We start from the raw sequence: 13,928 nt of genomic DNA on the forward strand, positions 1-13,928 counted from the left end.
GGGCAGACTTGCCCCTTTGCGTGGATCTTGTTGTCGGTCCGGAAGGAGAACCACACGTGCACAGCTACCTCGTGACGGTCGTCGCCGCGCTCGCCGCGGCGGCGATCGCCATTGCCGTGGTCGAGGTGGTGCATCGCTCGATCCGGCGGTGGGGCCACCGGTCACGACTCATGATGGAGTTGACCGAGCACGCCCACCGCTCGTTCCAGATCGCGGCCACCGTGCTGGCCGTGCAGTTCGCCGTCCGGTTCAGCACCGGCTACGCGGTCGGCACCGGGTGGCGGCAGGCGCTGCTGCACATGCTGGTGCTCGCGGTCATCGCGGCCACCGCCTGGCTGGTCACCTCGCTGCTGGTGGTGGTGGAGGACACCGCGCTGGCCCGGTTCCGGGTGGACGTGCCGGACAACCGGCACGCCCGCCGGGTCCGCACCCAGGTCGTCATGCTGCGCCGGGTGACCATCGTGGTGATCGTGGTGCTCACCGTCGGCGTGATGCTGATGACGTTCCCGGCCGTCCGTGGCATCGGTGCCGGTGTGCTGACCAGCGCCGGTGTGGTCGGTATCGTCGCCGCGCTGGCCGCGCAGAGCCTGCTCGGCAACGTCTTCGCGGGCCTGCAACTCGCCTTCAGCGACGCGGTCCGTCTGGACGACGTGGTCGTGGTCGAGGGGGAGTGGGGCCGGATCGAGGAGCTGACCCTCAGCTACGTGGTGGTGCAGATCTGGGACGACCGACGGTTGATCCTGCCCACCTCCTACTTCACCAGCACCCCGTTCCAGAACTGGACGCGGACCGAGGCGGCGGTGCTCGGCACTGCGGAGTTCGACGTCGACTGGTCGCTCCCGGTGCAGGCGATGCGGGAGGAGTTGCGTCGCCTGGTCGAGGGCACCGAGCTCTGGGACGGCCGGGTCTGCGTACTCCAGGTGACGGACGCGACCGGCGGCATGGTCAAGCTGCGGGCGTTGGTGAGCGCCGCCAGCGCCGGCGCGTTGTGGGACCTGCGCTGCCTGGTCCGCGAGCACATGGTGGCCTGGGTACGCGACCAGCGGCCCACCGCGTTGCCACGGCTGCGGACCGAGGTCGGTGACGGTGCCGGCTCGCTGCCCTGGCAGTGGGTGAACCCCAAGCGGCGGGTCCGCCGCTTCGAGGACGGGGAGGTCCCCGACGACGCCCGCCTCTTCGGTGGCAGCGACGACCGCGACGCCCGCAGCGAAGCCTTCGTCGGTCCCGACGAGCCCGTCGAGGCGCGTCGCTGACGCCGATCGGGTGCGGACGCCCGAACGGGACGGGCCGGGAAGGTTTGACGGAACGTGTACCGGGGACCTCGTGCGGGACGCCCTGCTCCTTCTTCGCAGACAGGATTGGCGGGCGGCTACTTCGGGCATACAGCGCGGTGACGACGAGAGGGGGACAGCATGGCTGACGTGGCTGACGTCCGTACATCCCACAACGGAAGCGAGCCCTCCACCGCCGAGCTGGTCCAGCGGGCGACGGAGCAGGTGTCCCGCCTGGTCCGGGACGAGCTCGCGCTGGCCCGTGCGGAGCTGACAGAGAAGGGCAAGCACGCGGGTATCGGCGTCGGCCTGCTGGCCGGCGGCGGCGCACTGGCCTTCCTGGGTCTCGGCGCGCTGATCACCGCCGCGATCCTGCTGCTGGCCCTGGTCCTACCGGCGTGGGCGGCCGCGCTCATCGTGGCGGCGGTCGTCTTCCTGATCGCCGGCGTCCTCGCGCTGCTCGGCAAGAAGCAGGTCAGCCAGGCGGTGCCGCCGGTGCCGCAGGCGACCGTGCAGAGCCTGCGGGCCGACGTGGACGTGGTCAGCGCGGCGGTGAAGGACAGGGGACGGGCATGACACACAACGGGACGCGCAACGGGCACGGCAACGGGACCGGTGACCCCGACGCGCTGCGGGCGGAGATCCGGCGGACCCGGGTCGAGCTGGGCGAGACGGTGGAGGCGCTGGCCGCCAAGGCCGACGTCAAGAAGCGGTTGAAGTCCTCGGCGGACCAGGCCCGCGAGCGGGTCCGGGAGCAGGCGGCGTTGACCGTCGCCCGGGTCCGTGGCCAGGCGGCGCTGACCCATCCGCCGGTGCGGGGACGGCACGGTCCGGCGCCGTTCGTCGCCCTCGCGGCGGGCGCGATCGTGACCGCCGTGGTGCTGATGATCATTCGAGGGAGGCGTGGGTGAGCAAGGGGTTGAGCAAGGTCGCCTACCGGCCGGTGGGCATCCTGGCCGGCATCGCCGCGGGTGCGCTCGCGGGTGCCATCTTCCGGCAGGTGTGGAAGATGACCGCCGGCGACGGTGACGCCCCCGATCCCGTCGACGAGGACCGCCACTGGGGCGAGATCCTCGCGGCGGCGGCGTTGCAGGGCGCCATCTTCTCCGTCGTCCGGGCGGCCGTGGACCGTGGCGGCGCGGTGGGCGTACGCCGGTTGACCGGCCGCTGGCCCGACTAGCTTCGCCGTGCCCGAGGCCGACCCGGCCCCCTCGTCCGTAACCCGGTCGAGGGGGCCTTTTGCCCTACCTCGCGCATGCCGCACAGCGGATCTTTCGCATCCGTCAGGTCACATGTCGGAGAATTTCGTCGGGTAGGCTGTGCAGAGTTTTTGCGTACGTGGTTTGCTGTTCCACGCTGTTGAGAGATGGCGTGGGTTGAGAGAAGTCTCCTTCATTGGGGGCCGCCTCAGGCGCCGCTGCTCGAAAACGGCCAACCGGCCGCACGGCGTGCTCGGCCGCCAGTTTTAGAAGGAGATACACATGGCGCAGGGAACCGTGAAGTGGTTCAACGCTGACAAGGGCTTCGGCTTCATCACCGTCGACGGCGGGGGTGCTGACGTGTTCGTCCACTTCTCGGCCATCCAGTCCAGCGGCTACCGGTCGCTGGAGGAGAACCAGCGGGTGGAGTTCGAGATCGCCCAGGGCCAGAAGGGTCCGCAGGCCGAGCAGGTCCGCCCCCTCTGACGCACCGGTCGGCGACCGCCGGCCGCCAGACGGCGAGGCTGTCCCCGCCCAGGTGCAAAAGCCCCGCGTTCCGTACGGACGCGGGGCTTTCCGCATCCGTCGGTCAGCGCCGCGTCCGGGCCCGCATGCCCCACCAGAGCAGCGCCACACCAGCGAGGGCCAGCAGCGGACCGAGTACGGCCCAGATCCGCTGGTCGGTCATCAGGCCGTCCTCGACGTACCCGAGGCCCTGCACCGTCCAGATCGCCCCGACCACCACGGCCAGCAGGCCGAGCGTGAGTCGGAACCAGCCGCTCATCCGTTCCGGCGGGGCCGGGCTGCCCGTGCCGCCGGCCGGATCGCCGGTCACCTCCCCGGTCACCATCGCTGGTGCACCTGCGGACGGATCAGCTCGTCGTAGACGGCGGCCACGGCGGCCTGCTCGTCCGTCGACAGTGGCCGCTGACCGGCCACCACGGCGTTGCCCCGGGCCTGGTCCGCGTCGCGGGCGCCCGGGATGACCACGGTGACCCCGTGCTGGTCGAGCACCCACCGCAGGGCGAACTGGGCCATCGTCCGGTCGTCGCCGACCAGCGGGGCGAGTCGGCGTACCGCCTCCAGCCCGAGCGTGTAGTCGACGCCGGAGAACGTCTCGCCGACGTCGAACGCCTCCCCGTGCCGGTTGAAGGAGCGGTGGTCGTCGGCGGCGAAGGTGGTCCGCTCGTCGTACCGGCCGGAGAGCAGCCCGCTGGCCAGCGGTACGCGGGCTATGACGCCCACCCCGGCGGCCGAAGCGGCCGGCAGCACCTGCTCCAGCGGCTTGTGGCGCAACGCGTTCAGGATGATCTGGACGCTGGCCACCCCCGGGCGGGCGATCGCGGTGAGCGCCTCGTCGCAGGTCTCCACGCTGACGCCGTACGCGGCGATGCGCTTCTCGGCGACGAGGGTGTCCAGGGCGTCGAAGACCGCGTCGGTGGCGAACACGGGCGTCGGCGGGCAGTGCAACTGCACCAGGTCCAGTGTGTCGACGCCGAGGTTGGCCCGCGAACGATCGGTCCAGTCACGGAAATTGTCCAGAATGTACGCATCGGGGGTCTGTGTCACCCGACGCCCCATCTTGGTGGCCACCGTCAGCCCGGCGTCCGGGTGGGCCGCCAGGTACCGCCCGATGAGCTGCTCGCTGCGGCCGTCGCCGTAGACGTCGGCGGTGTCCAGGAAGGTGATGCCGGCGTCGACCGCGGCGTCCAGCACCGCCATGGCGTCGTCCTCGGTGACCGTGCCCCAGTCGGCGCCGAGCTGCCAGGCGCCGAGCCCGACCACGCCGACCTGTCGGCCCATCCGGGGGAAGGTGCGTTGCTCCATACGACCGAGCCTAGTGACCCCTGGCGTCCGTGCCGAGGCCGGGCCGCGCGCCCGACCCGGCTGGACGTGCCGCCCCCTGATCGCGCCGACGGCCTGTAAGACTGCGCACGGACCGTCGTCGTCGCCGGTGTACCGGTGTCATCGCCCAGGAGAAAACGTGACCGATCTGCGTACCTTCATCGCCGGACTGCCCAAGGTCGAACTGCACGTGCACCACGTCGGTTCCGCCTCGCCCCGGATCGTCGCCGAGCTGGCCGCCCGCCACGAGGGTCGTACGCCGGTCCCCACCGACCCGGAGCTGCTCGCCGACTACTTCGTCTTCCGCGACTTCGCGCACTTCGTCGAGCTGTACCTGAGCGTCGTCGACCTGGTGCGCGACCAGGAGGACGTCTGGATCCTCACCCACGAGGTGGCCCGGGAACTGGCCCGCCAGCAGGTGCGCTACGCCGAGTTGACGGTGACGCCGTACTCGCACGTGAGCCGGGGCATCCCGGCACCGGCGTTCTGCGAGGCGATCGAGGACGCCCGCAAGCGGGCCGCCGCCGACTTCGGCATCGAGCTGCGCTGGTGCTTCGACATCCCCGGCGAGGCGGGCCTGCCGGCCGCCGAGGAGACGCTGCGGATCGCCCTCGACGAGCGCCCGGACGGGCTGGTCAGCTTCGGCCTGGGCGGCCCCGAGATCGGGGTGCCCCGGCCGCAGTTCAAGCCCTACTTCGACCAGGCCCGGGCGGCGGGGCTGCACTCGGTGCCGCACGCGGGGGAGACCACCGGCCCGCAGACCGTCTGGGACGCCCTGCGCGAGCTGGGCGCCGAGCGGATCGGTCACGGCATCTCCGCCGCACAGGACCCGGAACTGCTGGCGTACCTCGCGGAGCGGCAGATCGCCATGGAGGTCTGCCCGACCTCCAACGTCCGGACCCGGGCGGTGGCCGTCATCGAGGAGCACCCGTTGCCGACGCTGGTCGAGGCCGGGCTGCTGGTGACGATCAACTCCGACGACCCGCCGATGTTCGGCACCACCCTCGACGACGAGTACGCGGTGGCCGCCCGACTGCTCGACGCCGGCCCGGAGCAGGTGGCGGCGTTGGCCCGCAACGCGGTGGCCGCCTCGTTCCTCGACCCGGTGGGCAAGCAGCGGATCATCGCGGAGATCGACGCCTACCTGGCCGCCGCGCGCGACTGACCGCGCGGTCCGTGGGGACGTCCCCGGTCCCGGCCGACCCCGGTCGGGACCGGCGGAGGCATCGAGGTGCGCGCGACGGGAGGAGGTGTGGGGGGACCGTGTCTCCCGCCGCGCGCACGGCTCCGCCGGCCGATGTGCGCTGGGAGCGGTAGGCCGACGGAACTGCTGGTTTCGGACCTGATCCTGACACCCGTACCGGGCCAATGGGACGTCGTTAATTCGGATCTAAGGAAGACTTGTGCCGCCGCACAACCCGGCGGCTCGTGCCGTCGTCAGCCGTCGGTGGGCCGTTGCCTCGGCCAGCGCCGGCCGCTGCCCTTCTGCTCCCGTGCCTCCCGGGCCATCCGACCCACCAGGCCGAACCGGCTGACCTGCCGGGGCGTCGCCTCCGGGTCGGCGAGCAGCATCACCACGCTGGCGCCGCCGAGTCGGGCCCGGTCGATGCTCACCGAACCGTTGGCCTGCAACGCCACCCGCTTGGCGATGTCCAGCCCGAGGCCGGTGGAGCCCTGGTCGCTGGTGCCCCGGCGCAGCGCGCGATCCGGGTTGGCGATGCCCGGCCCGGCGTCGTCGATCCGGATGGCCACGTACCCGTCGCGGCGGGACACCGCCACCTCGAACGCGGTGCCCTGCGGGGTGTACCGGAACACGTTGCCGATCACCGCGTCGAGCGCGGCGGCCAACTCGGCCCGGGGCACCGGCGCCGGGATCCGCAACTGGGCCCCGACCACCCGGTGCGGGCGGTTCTGGTCGCCGGCGAGGGCCGCCCAGAACACCATCCGATCCCGGACCACCTCGCTCACGTCGCACATCGCCGGTGCCGCCTCGGTGGCCACCGCCTTGCGGGTGGTCTTGATCAGCACGTCGATCTCACCCTCCAGGGTGACGATCGCCTGCCGGATCCGCCGGATGCCGCGTCGGTGGTCCAGCTCCGCCTGGCTGAACGCGTCCACGCTGGTGTCGTCGGACTCCAGCGCCTCCGCGTCGAGCCGGAGCACGGTCAGCGGGGTCCGCAGCCGGTGGGACAGGTCCGCCACCAGCTCCCGCTCCTCGGTGCGGGCCGCGACGAACCGCTCCGCCATCCGGTTGAACGCGTGCCCGGCCTCGGCCAGCTCGCGCGGGCCGCTCGGCTCCACGCGTACGCCCAGGTCGCCGTCGCTGACCGCGCGGGCCGCCTTGACCAGCCCCCGGGTGGCGTCGACCGTACGGGCGGCGAGCCGGTCCACCACCAGCACGGCGGCACCCACCAGGGCGACGGCCACTCCGACCAGCAGCCACCAGCGGCCCGAACCGCCGAGCGCCTCGTCCGAGACGAAGACCTCCACCACGGCCGTCCGGTCGCCCAGCACCACCGGGTCCAGCCGCAGCACCCCGCCGTCGACGTCGACCACCAGTGAACGTCCCTCGGCGCGGGCCCGGTCGAGCTGGCCTGCGTCGGCGCGTCCGGCCCCGGCGTCCACGTCGTCGAGACCGTGCACCACCGGGCGGGTCGCCGGGTCGACGCCGCTCGCCTCGATCGCGCGCTCCACCAGCACCGGCTGGGTACTCACCGCGAGCGCGCCGGTGACCAGCGCGCTGCGCCGGGCCGCGTCGGCGATCGCCTCGTCGCGGGCCTGGCCGCCCAGGGTCAGGCCGAGCGGGATCAGGAAGGCCAGTGCCAGCAGGATGCCGGTGCCGCCGGTCAGCAGCGCCAGCGAGCGCCTCAGTCCGGCGCCACCAGCCGGAAGCCCACCCCCCGCACGGTGCGAAGGTAGCGGGGTTTCGCCGCGGACTCGCCCATTTTGCGGCGTAGCCAGTACAGGTGCACGTCGATTGTCTGGTCCTCGCCGACCGATGGCTGCCGCCATACCTCCTCCAAGAGTTCCCGCCGGGACACTACCCGGCCAGGTCGGGCGGCGAGATAGGCCAGCAGGTCGAATTCCTTACGTGTCAGCGCCAGCGCCTCACCGTCCAGGAGGGCGCTGCGTTCACCGACGTCGACCCGGAGCCCGCCGACGCTGTGCACGGCCGGTGCCACGCCGCGACTGGCGCGGCCGACCCGGCGCAGCACGGTGGTGATCCGCGCGTCCAGGTGCGCGCCGGTGAACGGTTTGACCATGTAGTCGTCGGCGCCGGCCCGCAGCAGCTTCACCACGGACTGCTCGTCGTCGCGGGCGGTGGCGATGATGATCGGTACGTCGGTGATGCCGCGCAGCATCCGCAGCGCGTCCGACCCGTCCAGGTCCGGCAGGCCCAGGTCGAGCACGACCAGATCGGGGGTCTCGGCGGCCACCCGGCGCAGCGCGTCCAGCGCGGTGCCGACCGCGTGCACAGCGTGGCCCCGGTCGGTGAGGGAACGAAGCATCGCGCCGCGTACGACGTGATCGTCTTCGACCAGCAGGACGGTGGCCACGCCAGAACGGTACTCGGAGTGGCGCGGTACGTCGTTGCGGCCCACCCGACAACGCGCCAAGCTGGTACGACGATGACCTTCACCCGCTATCCCGACACCCGCCTGTCCTTGGCCCGGGACTCGCTGGCCGGCCTCTCGGTCGGCGGCGCCCTCGGCTCCCAGTACTTCGTCCCCGGCAACACCCCGGCCGACCTGACCGCCGGCCGGCTTCCCCCGCCACCGTGGCAGTGGACCGACGACACCGAGATGGCCTGCTCGGTCGTGGCGGCGCTGGCCGAGAACGGCCGCGTCGACCGGGACGCCCTCGCCCTGGCCTTCGCCGAGCGCTGCGAGCCGTACCGGGGGTACGGGCCGGGCGCGGTCCGCATCCTGCGCCTGATCCGGACCGGCACCCCGTGGCCGGTCGCCGCCTCGCTGGCCGCCCGCGCGCGGCGGGACGGGGACCGCCCCGACCCGGCCCGCCTGCTCGCCGGGGTGGCCGCCGCGCTGGACCCGGCGACCGAGGTGCACCACACCGTACGTCGGGTCGCCCGGCTGCTCGACCGCCCACTGCCCGAGGTCGTGGCGGCGGTCGGCAACGGCGCGCGGGTCACCGCACAGGACACCGTCGCCTTCACCCTGTGGGTGGCCGCCGTGCACCTGACCGACTATCCGGCGGCGATCCGGGCCTGCGTCCAGGCGGGCGGTGACGTGGACACCACCGCCGCCATCGCCGGCTCGGTGGTGGCCGCCCACACCGGAGTGGGCACCCCGGGCGGGGTACCGGCCGACTGGCTGGCGGCCCGGGAACCCCTACCCGACTGGACCGGCTGACCCGCCACGCTCAACGGGTCGCGGCGGCCGGGACCGGCGTCGACTCGGCGTCGGCCGTCGGCTCGGCGGTGGGCTGCTCGTCGAGGACCGACCGGTCGATCTCCTCGGCGGTGCTGCGGCGGCGTCGACTGATCAGCCAGCCGATCACCGCGCCGCCGCCGAGACCGGCGACCAGGCCGGCGGCGAGCAGGCTGTTGGCGTTCGGGCCCTCGTCGGGCGTGGCGGCGGCCGGCGCGGGATCGCCCGGCGCGGCCCCGCCGGGGGCCGCGCCGTGAGCGCCGTGGGCGGCACCCGGGTACGCCGGGTCGCCCGGGGTGAGGGTCAGCGCGGGCAGCGGACGCTGGCCGGGACCGTTGCCCCAGTGCACCTGGAGGCCGTCGGCGTAGGTCTGGGTCAGCGCGAACTGCACCTGCTCGGTCTGCGGCAGCGGCGCCATCGAGAACATCAGCCGGGCCGGTCCCTGCGCCGCCGGCCCCGAGGCCCGGGTCCAGGTCAACGCGGCGGTCACCACGTCGGTCGCCGGGCCGTGCATGCCCGCGATCGGGACGTCCAGTTTGCGGGGAGTGATCGCGGGTGCCCAGCCCTCCACCGAGAGCGGATACACCTCGGCCACCGGCGTCTCCACCGGCATCCGGATCTCGATCCGTTCGGTCCGGACCCCGGGCCGCTCGTCGGGCACCACGAACTCGAGCTTGACCGAGTTGCCCTGCTGGGCCTCGGCCGGAGTGAACGTCACACCGTCGGCCCACGCCGTGCTCGCGGGCCAGAGCAGTACCCCGGCCGTGGCCAGGGCGGCCACCAGCGCGCCCCGGCGTCGACGGCTGCCGCCGCGCGTCATCGCCATGCTGGGTTCCCCTCCACATCGACGTGGCCGGAACCGGCTCCGGCCACACCTGGTAGTTCGGATCCCGGGCCGAAAAGGTTCAACGGTGGCGGGATTCGTCCCCTACGGTGTCGGGGACGGTGGCCACCACGCCGACCGATACCATCGCGGTGAGCCGTCACCGGCACCTTTCCGTCACATCTGCTGCGAGGAGTTCACCCGTGTCCGCACCCCGTACCCCCGCCGTGGCCGACCCCGTCGTCGTCGCCGCCGGGACCACGGCGGCCGACGCGGTGGCGGCGGCCGGGTTGCCCACCACCGGCCCGAAGGCGATCGTGGTGGTCCGCGACCCGCAGGGCACCCTGCGCGACCTGGACTGGCGTCCGGCCGAGGAGACCGCCGTCGAGCCGGTCGCGCTGGACTCGCCGGACGGGCTCGACGTGCTGCGGCACTCGACCGCCCACGTGCTGGCCCAGGCGGTGCAGGACGTCTTCCCCGAGGCCCGCCTCGGCATCGGTCCGCCGATCGAGAACGGCTTCTACTACGACTTCGCGGTGGAGAAGCCCTTCCAGCCGGACGACCTCGCCAAGGTCGAGAAGCGGATGCAGGAGATCGTCAAGTCCGGACAGCGGTTCCGGCGGCGGCGCTTCGACAGCCTCGACGAGGCCAAGGTCGAGCTGGCGGCCGAGCCGTTCAAGCTGGAGCTCATCGACGTCAAGGGCGAGGGGCTGGACTCCTCCGAGGTGATGGAGGTGGGCGGCGGCGAGCTGACCATCTACGACAACCTCGCCGCCGACTCCGACAAGGTCTGCTGGTCCGACCTGTGCCGGGGCCCGCACCTGCCCAACACCCGGCTGATCGGCGCGTTCAAGCTGATGCGCTCGGCCGCCGCCTACTGGCGGGGTAGCGAGAAGAACCCCCAGCTCCAGCGGGTGTACGGCACCGCGTGGCCGACCCGGGACGCGCTCAAGGCGTACCTGAAGCTGCTGGAGGAGGCGGCCCGGCGCGACCACCGCAAGCTCGGCGCGGACCTCGACCTGTTCAGCTTCCCCGACGAGCTCGGCTCCGGCCTGGCGGTCTTCCACCCCAAGGGCGGCATCATCCGCCGCGAGATGGAGAACTACTCGCGGATCAAGCACGAGCAGGCCGGGTACGACTTCGTCAACACCCCGCACATCACCAAGGGCCACCTCTACGAGGTCTCCGGGCACCTCGACTGGTACGCCGACGGCATGTTCCCGCCCATGGAGGTGGACGGCGCCAGCTACTACCTCAAGCCGATGAACTGCCCGATGCACGACCTGATCTTCCGGTCCCGTGGTCGCTCCTACCGCGAGTTGCCGCTGCGGATGTTCGAGTTCGGCACGGTCTACCGGTACGAGAAGTCCGGTGTGGTGCACGGCCTGACCCGGGTGCGCGGCATGACCCAGGACGACGCGCACATCTTCTGCTCCGAGGAGCAGATGGCGGGGGAGCTGAAGTCCCTGCTCGCCTTCGTGCTCGAACTCCTGCGCGACTACGGGCTGGACGACTTCTATCTGGAGCTGTCCACCCGCAACCCGGAGAAGTCGGTCGGCACCGACGAGAACTGGGAGCGGGCCACCGAGGCGCTGCGGTCGGCGGCCGAGGAGTCCGGCCTGGACCTGGTGCCCGACCCGGGTGGCGCGGCCTTCTACGGCCCCAAGATCTCCGTGCAGGCCAAGGACGCCATCGGCCGGACCTGGCAGATGTCCACCATCCAGGTCGACTTCAACCTGCCGGAGCGCTTCGGTCTGGAGTACCAGGCCGCCGACGGCACCCGGCAGCGGCCGGTCATGATCCACCGGGCGTTGTTCGGCTCGATCGAGCGGTTCTTCGGCGTGCTCACCGAGCACTACGCCGGGGCGTTCCCGGCCTGGCTGGCCCCGGTGCAGGTGGTCGGCATCCCGATCCGTGAGGACCACGCCGACTATCTGCACGGCTTCGTCGCCGCGCTGCGCGCCGAGGGCGTCCGCGCCCAGGTGGACGCCGGTGACGACCGGATGCAGAAGAAGATCCGCACTGCCCAGCAGCAGAAGATCCCGTTCATGGTGATCGCGGGGGACGACGACGTGGCCGCCGGCACCGTCTCGTTCCGCTACCGTGACGGCTCGCAGCGCAACGGGGTGCCGCTGGACGAGGCGGTCTCCCACGTACTCGACGTCGTCCGCACCCGCACCAACGTCGGCCCCTCCGCCCAGATGTAAGGAAGGGCACCTTATTAACGCCTGCGGTAGAGCAGGGGACCCTTCCTCACATCACGGCGCGTGCCGCTCCACTGATCACGACGCGTGCCGCTTCTCCGCTCACGACGGGTGCCGGGCCGAGGCTCGGCACCCGCCCGTTGGGGCCGTAGGATCGCCGGTGTGACTGGGGGAGCGGACGAGCACAGCGACAGGGACATGGCCGACGGGCTGGACCGGCTCTGGACGCCCCACCGGATGACCTACATCTCCGGCGAGGACCGACCCGAGGGCGGGTACGAGCAGCCCTCCGGTTGCCCGTTCTGCCTGGCGCCGGCCCGGTCGGCGGAGGAGAGCCTGGTCGTGGCGCGGGGCGAGCACGTCTTCGTGGTGCTCAACCTCTATCCGTACAACCCGGGGCATCTGCTGGTCTGCCCGTACCGTCACGTGGCCGACTACACCGACCTGGACGAGCCGGAGACGGTCGAGCTGGCGTCGTTCACCCAGGCCGCCATGCGGGTGATCCGCAAGGTCAGCAATGCGCACGGCTTCAACCTGGGCATGAACCAGGGCGGGGTGGCGGGCGCCGGCATCGCCGCCCACCTGCACCAGCACGTGGTGCCCCGCTGGGGCGGCGACGCCAACTTCATGCCGGTGATCGGGCAGACCAAGGTGTTGCCGCAACTGCTCGGCGACACCCGGGACCTGCTCGTACGCGCCTGGCCGACCTGACCTCACCCGCGCCTCTCGCGCCGCGCCTCCGGCACCCTGGGCTCCGCGCCTCGCGCCTCGCCTCCGCCCTGGGGCCGGCGAGGTGTGCGCCGACCGCTACCGCTGCGCCGCCTTTGCTCTGCTTCACCCCACGCAACGGTTACGCGCTGAAGTCGATGCGTATCGGTGAGCAGAGCAAAGGGGGCGGGGAGGGAAACCGGATCCGGGCCGATCCGCAGGTCGTCCGGGTGGGGCACGAAACGGGGCGGATCCGGGTCGATCAGGGGTGATCCGTGGGAGACGGTCCCCCGTACGGATGATCGTGCTGGATGTCTGTCAAACCCTGTCCGGAAGATGGCACGATGCGCCGGTGGCGGAGTCGACGCGGACGCTCGGGCGCAGCGGGATCGAGGTCAGTGCCCTCGGCATGGGCTGCTGGGCGATCGCTGGCCCCTGGTCCGAGGGACACACCCCGCTCGGCTGGGGGGCGGTCGACGACGAGGAGTCCGTCCGGGCGGTCCGCCGCGCCCTCGACCTCGGCGTGACCCTCTTCGACACCGCCGACTCGTACGGTGCCGGGCACGGCGAACGGCTCCTCGGCCGGGCCCTGGGCCGCCGGCGCGACGAGGCGGTGATCGCCACCAAGTGGGGGTACACGTTCGACGAGCGGTCCCGGCAGGCCACCGGCAGGGACGCGTCCCCGGCATACCTGCACCGGGCGGTACGGGACTCGCTGCGCCGTATCGGCACCGATCGGATCGACCTGTACCAACTGCACCTGGCCGACCTGCCGGTCGCCCCGGCGCAGGCGTTGATCGGCGTCCTGGAGGACCTGGTCACCGACGGGCTGGTGCGGGCGTACGGCTGGAGCACCGACCGGGTCGACCGGGCCGTCGCGCTCGGTCAGGACGCCCGGCACGGCGCGGTCGTCCAGCACAGCCTGTCGGTCCTCCGGGACGCCCCCGACCTGCTCGCGGTCTGCGACAAGTACGACCTGGCCAGCGTCAACCGGGGGCCGCTGGGGATGGGGCTGCTCACCGGCAAGTACCACCACTGTTCGACGCTGCCGCACGACGACGTCCGGGGGATGACCTCGGGATGGCTGGAGTGGTTCCGGGGTGGGCGGCCCGCGCCGGAGTGGCTGCGTCGGGTGCACGCCGTGCGGGCGGCGCTGACCGCCGACGGGCGCACCCTGGCGCAGGGCGCGCTGGGCTGGATCTGGGCCCGCAGCGACCGCACCATCCCGATTCCGGGGTGCCGTACGGTCGCCCAGGTCGAGGAGAACGCCGCCGCCCTGGCCCTCGGTCCGCTGCGCCCGGACCACTTCGCCGAGGTCGAACGCCGACTCGCCGCCCTGCGCTCGGCCGCCCTGCGTGAGGTGGACCGCCCCTACTGGCCCAGCCCCATGCTCCCCACCGCCCGCCCCTGACCACACCTTCGCGCCGATCATGGAGTTGTGGCGCTCCCAAAAGGCCAAATTCGGACCAATGGACAGCCACAAGTCCATG

The 13,928-nt window shown here is 72.3% G+C and carries 15 protein-coding genes; 10 read left to right on the forward strand and 5 right to left on the reverse strand.

What is annotated here, in order from left to right; translation table 11 throughout:
• Positions 1 to 56: 56 nt before the first annotated feature.
• The 5 genes from ABZ738_RS12250 to ABZ738_RS12270 all read left to right on the forward strand — a co-directional run bounded on the left by ABZ738_RS12250 (position 57) and on the right by ABZ738_RS12270 (position 2,956).
• On the forward strand, positions 57 to 1,253 hold the full coding sequence (locus ABZ738_RS12250) for a mechanosensitive ion channel domain-containing protein (RefSeq protein WP_357212676.1): 1,197 nt from the start codon (positions 57 to 59) through the stop codon (positions 1,251 to 1,253).
• A 159-nt stretch (positions 1,254 to 1,412) separates the two neighbouring features.
• Entirely contained in the window at positions 1,413 to 1,847 is a 435-nt protein-coding gene (locus ABZ738_RS12255) for a phage holin family protein (protein ID WP_131054351.1), read from the forward strand.
• Positions 1,844 to 2,182, forward strand: coding sequence for a DUF3618 domain-containing protein (locus tag ABZ738_RS12260; RefSeq protein WP_131054350.1), 339 nt, complete (start codon positions 1,844 to 1,846; stop codon positions 2,180 to 2,182). Before ABZ738_RS12255 ends, ABZ738_RS12260 begins: the two co-directional genes overlap by 4 nt.
• Positions 2,179 to 2,451, forward strand: coding sequence for a DUF4235 domain-containing protein (locus ABZ738_RS12265; RefSeq protein WP_131054349.1), 273 nt, complete (start codon positions 2,179 to 2,181; stop codon positions 2,449 to 2,451). The genes ABZ738_RS12260 and ABZ738_RS12265 overlap by 4 nt, the downstream gene beginning before the upstream one ends.
• 301 nt (positions 2,452 to 2,752) lie before the next feature.
• Complete coding sequence (locus ABZ738_RS12270; RefSeq protein WP_067306996.1) at positions 2,753 to 2,956, forward strand: cold-shock protein; 204 nt, start codon at positions 2,753 to 2,755, stop codon at positions 2,954 to 2,956.
• 103 nt (positions 2,957 to 3,059) lie between these two features.
• Here ABZ738_RS12270 and ABZ738_RS12275 read toward each other — a convergent pair whose 3' ends face one another.
• Positions 3,060 to 3,254 (reverse strand): hypothetical protein, encoded by a 195-nt coding sequence (locus ABZ738_RS12275; protein ID WP_131054357.1) that lies wholly within the window; start codon positions 3,252 to 3,254, stop codon positions 3,060 to 3,062.
• 59 nt (positions 3,255 to 3,313) lie between these two features.
• Positions 3,314 to 4,297 (reverse strand): aldo/keto reductase, encoded by a 984-nt coding sequence (locus tag ABZ738_RS12280; protein ID WP_357212679.1) that lies wholly within the window; start codon positions 4,295 to 4,297, stop codon positions 3,314 to 3,316.
• Between the two features lie 157 nt (positions 4,298 to 4,454).
• On the opposite strand from ABZ738_RS12280, the gene ABZ738_RS12285 reads away from it, so the two are divergent.
• Complete coding sequence (locus tag ABZ738_RS12285) at positions 4,455 to 5,480, forward strand: adenosine deaminase (protein ID WP_357212681.1); 1,026 nt, start codon at positions 4,455 to 4,457, stop codon at positions 5,478 to 5,480.
• A 272-nt stretch (positions 5,481 to 5,752) separates the two neighbouring features.
• On the opposite strand, the gene ABZ738_RS12290 is transcribed toward ABZ738_RS12285, so the two are convergent.
• Both ABZ738_RS12290 and ABZ738_RS12295 read right to left on the reverse strand, forming a co-directional pair.
• Entirely contained in the window at positions 5,753 to 7,078 is a 1,326-nt protein-coding gene (locus tag ABZ738_RS12290; RefSeq protein WP_236145835.1) for a HAMP domain-containing sensor histidine kinase, read from the reverse strand.
• 104 nt (positions 7,079 to 7,182) lie between these two features.
• The gene (locus ABZ738_RS12295) at positions 7,183 to 7,872 is read right to left on the reverse strand and encodes a response regulator transcription factor (RefSeq protein ID WP_131054346.1); all 690 of its coding nucleotides are present in this window, start codon (positions 7,870 to 7,872) and stop codon (positions 7,183 to 7,185) included.
• Between the two features lie 72 nt (positions 7,873 to 7,944).
• On the opposite strand from ABZ738_RS12295, the gene ABZ738_RS12300 reads away from it, so the two are divergent.
• Complete coding sequence (locus tag ABZ738_RS12300) at positions 7,945 to 8,685, forward strand: ADP-ribosylglycohydrolase family protein (protein ID WP_357212683.1); 741 nt, start codon at positions 7,945 to 7,947, stop codon at positions 8,683 to 8,685.
• A 10-nt stretch (positions 8,686 to 8,695) separates the two neighbouring features.
• On the opposite strand, the gene ABZ738_RS12305 is transcribed toward ABZ738_RS12300, so the two are convergent.
• A complete protein-coding gene (locus tag ABZ738_RS12305; protein ID WP_357212685.1) occupies positions 8,696 to 9,529 on the reverse strand; it encodes a DUF1775 domain-containing protein in 834 nt (277 codons plus the stop codon).
• Between the two features lie 200 nt (positions 9,530 to 9,729).
• Here ABZ738_RS12305 and thrS point away from each other — a divergent pair, with 200 nt between their 5' ends.
• The 3 genes from thrS to ABZ738_RS12320 all read left to right on the forward strand — a co-directional run bounded on the left by thrS (position 9,730) and on the right by ABZ738_RS12320 (position 13,849).
• Positions 9,730 to 11,733, forward strand: coding sequence for a threonine--tRNA ligase (gene thrS, locus ABZ738_RS12310; protein WP_131054803.1), 2,004 nt, complete (start codon positions 9,730 to 9,732; stop codon positions 11,731 to 11,733).
• A gap of 195 nt (positions 11,734 to 11,928) precedes the next feature.
• Entirely contained in the window at positions 11,929 to 12,441 is a 513-nt protein-coding gene (locus tag ABZ738_RS12315; protein ID WP_131054805.1) for an HIT domain-containing protein, read from the forward strand.
• A 349-nt stretch (positions 12,442 to 12,790) separates the two neighbouring features.
• On the forward strand, positions 12,791 to 13,849 hold the full coding sequence (locus tag ABZ738_RS12320; protein ID WP_131054802.1) for an aldo/keto reductase: 1,059 nt from the start codon (positions 12,791 to 12,793) through the stop codon (positions 13,847 to 13,849).
• The last annotated feature ends 79 nt before the right edge of the window (positions 13,850 to 13,928 follow it).

Origin of the sequence: Micromonospora sp. NPDC047793 (genome assembly GCF_040642635.1) — a bacterium.
Lineage (GTDB): Bacteria > Actinomycetota > Actinomycetes > Mycobacteriales > Micromonosporaceae > Micromonospora.

Excerpts from the sequence above, each read along its gene's own strand:
- ABZ738_RS12315 (WP_131054805.1), top strand. The coding sequence starts at position 11,929 with ATGGCCGACGGGCTGGACCGGCTCTGGACGCCCCACCGGATGACCTAC.
- ABZ738_RS12300 (WP_357212683.1), top strand. The coding sequence starts at position 7,945 with ATGACCTTCACCCGCTATCCCGACACCCGCCTGTCCTTGGCCCGGGAC.
- ABZ738_RS12280 (WP_357212679.1), bottom strand. The coding sequence starts at position 4,297 with ATGGAGCAACGCACCTTCCCCCGGATGGGCCGACAGGTCGGCGTGGTC.
- ABZ738_RS12260 (WP_131054350.1), top strand. The coding sequence starts at position 1,844 with ATGACACACAACGGGACGCGCAACGGGCACGGCAACGGGACCGGTGAC.
- ABZ738_RS12305 (WP_357212685.1), bottom strand. The coding sequence starts at position 9,529 with ATGGCGATGACGCGCGGCGGCAGCCGTCGACGCCGGGGCGCGCTGGTG.
- ABZ738_RS12270 (WP_067306996.1), top strand. The coding sequence starts at position 2,753 with ATGGCGCAGGGAACCGTGAAGTGGTTCAACGCTGACAAGGGCTTCGGC.
- ABZ738_RS12275 (WP_131054357.1), bottom strand. The coding sequence starts at position 3,254 with ATGAGCGGCTGGTTCCGACTCACGCTCGGCCTGCTGGCCGTGGTGGTC.
- ABZ738_RS12255 (WP_131054351.1), top strand. The coding sequence starts at position 1,413 with ATGGCTGACGTGGCTGACGTCCGTACATCCCACAACGGAAGCGAGCCC.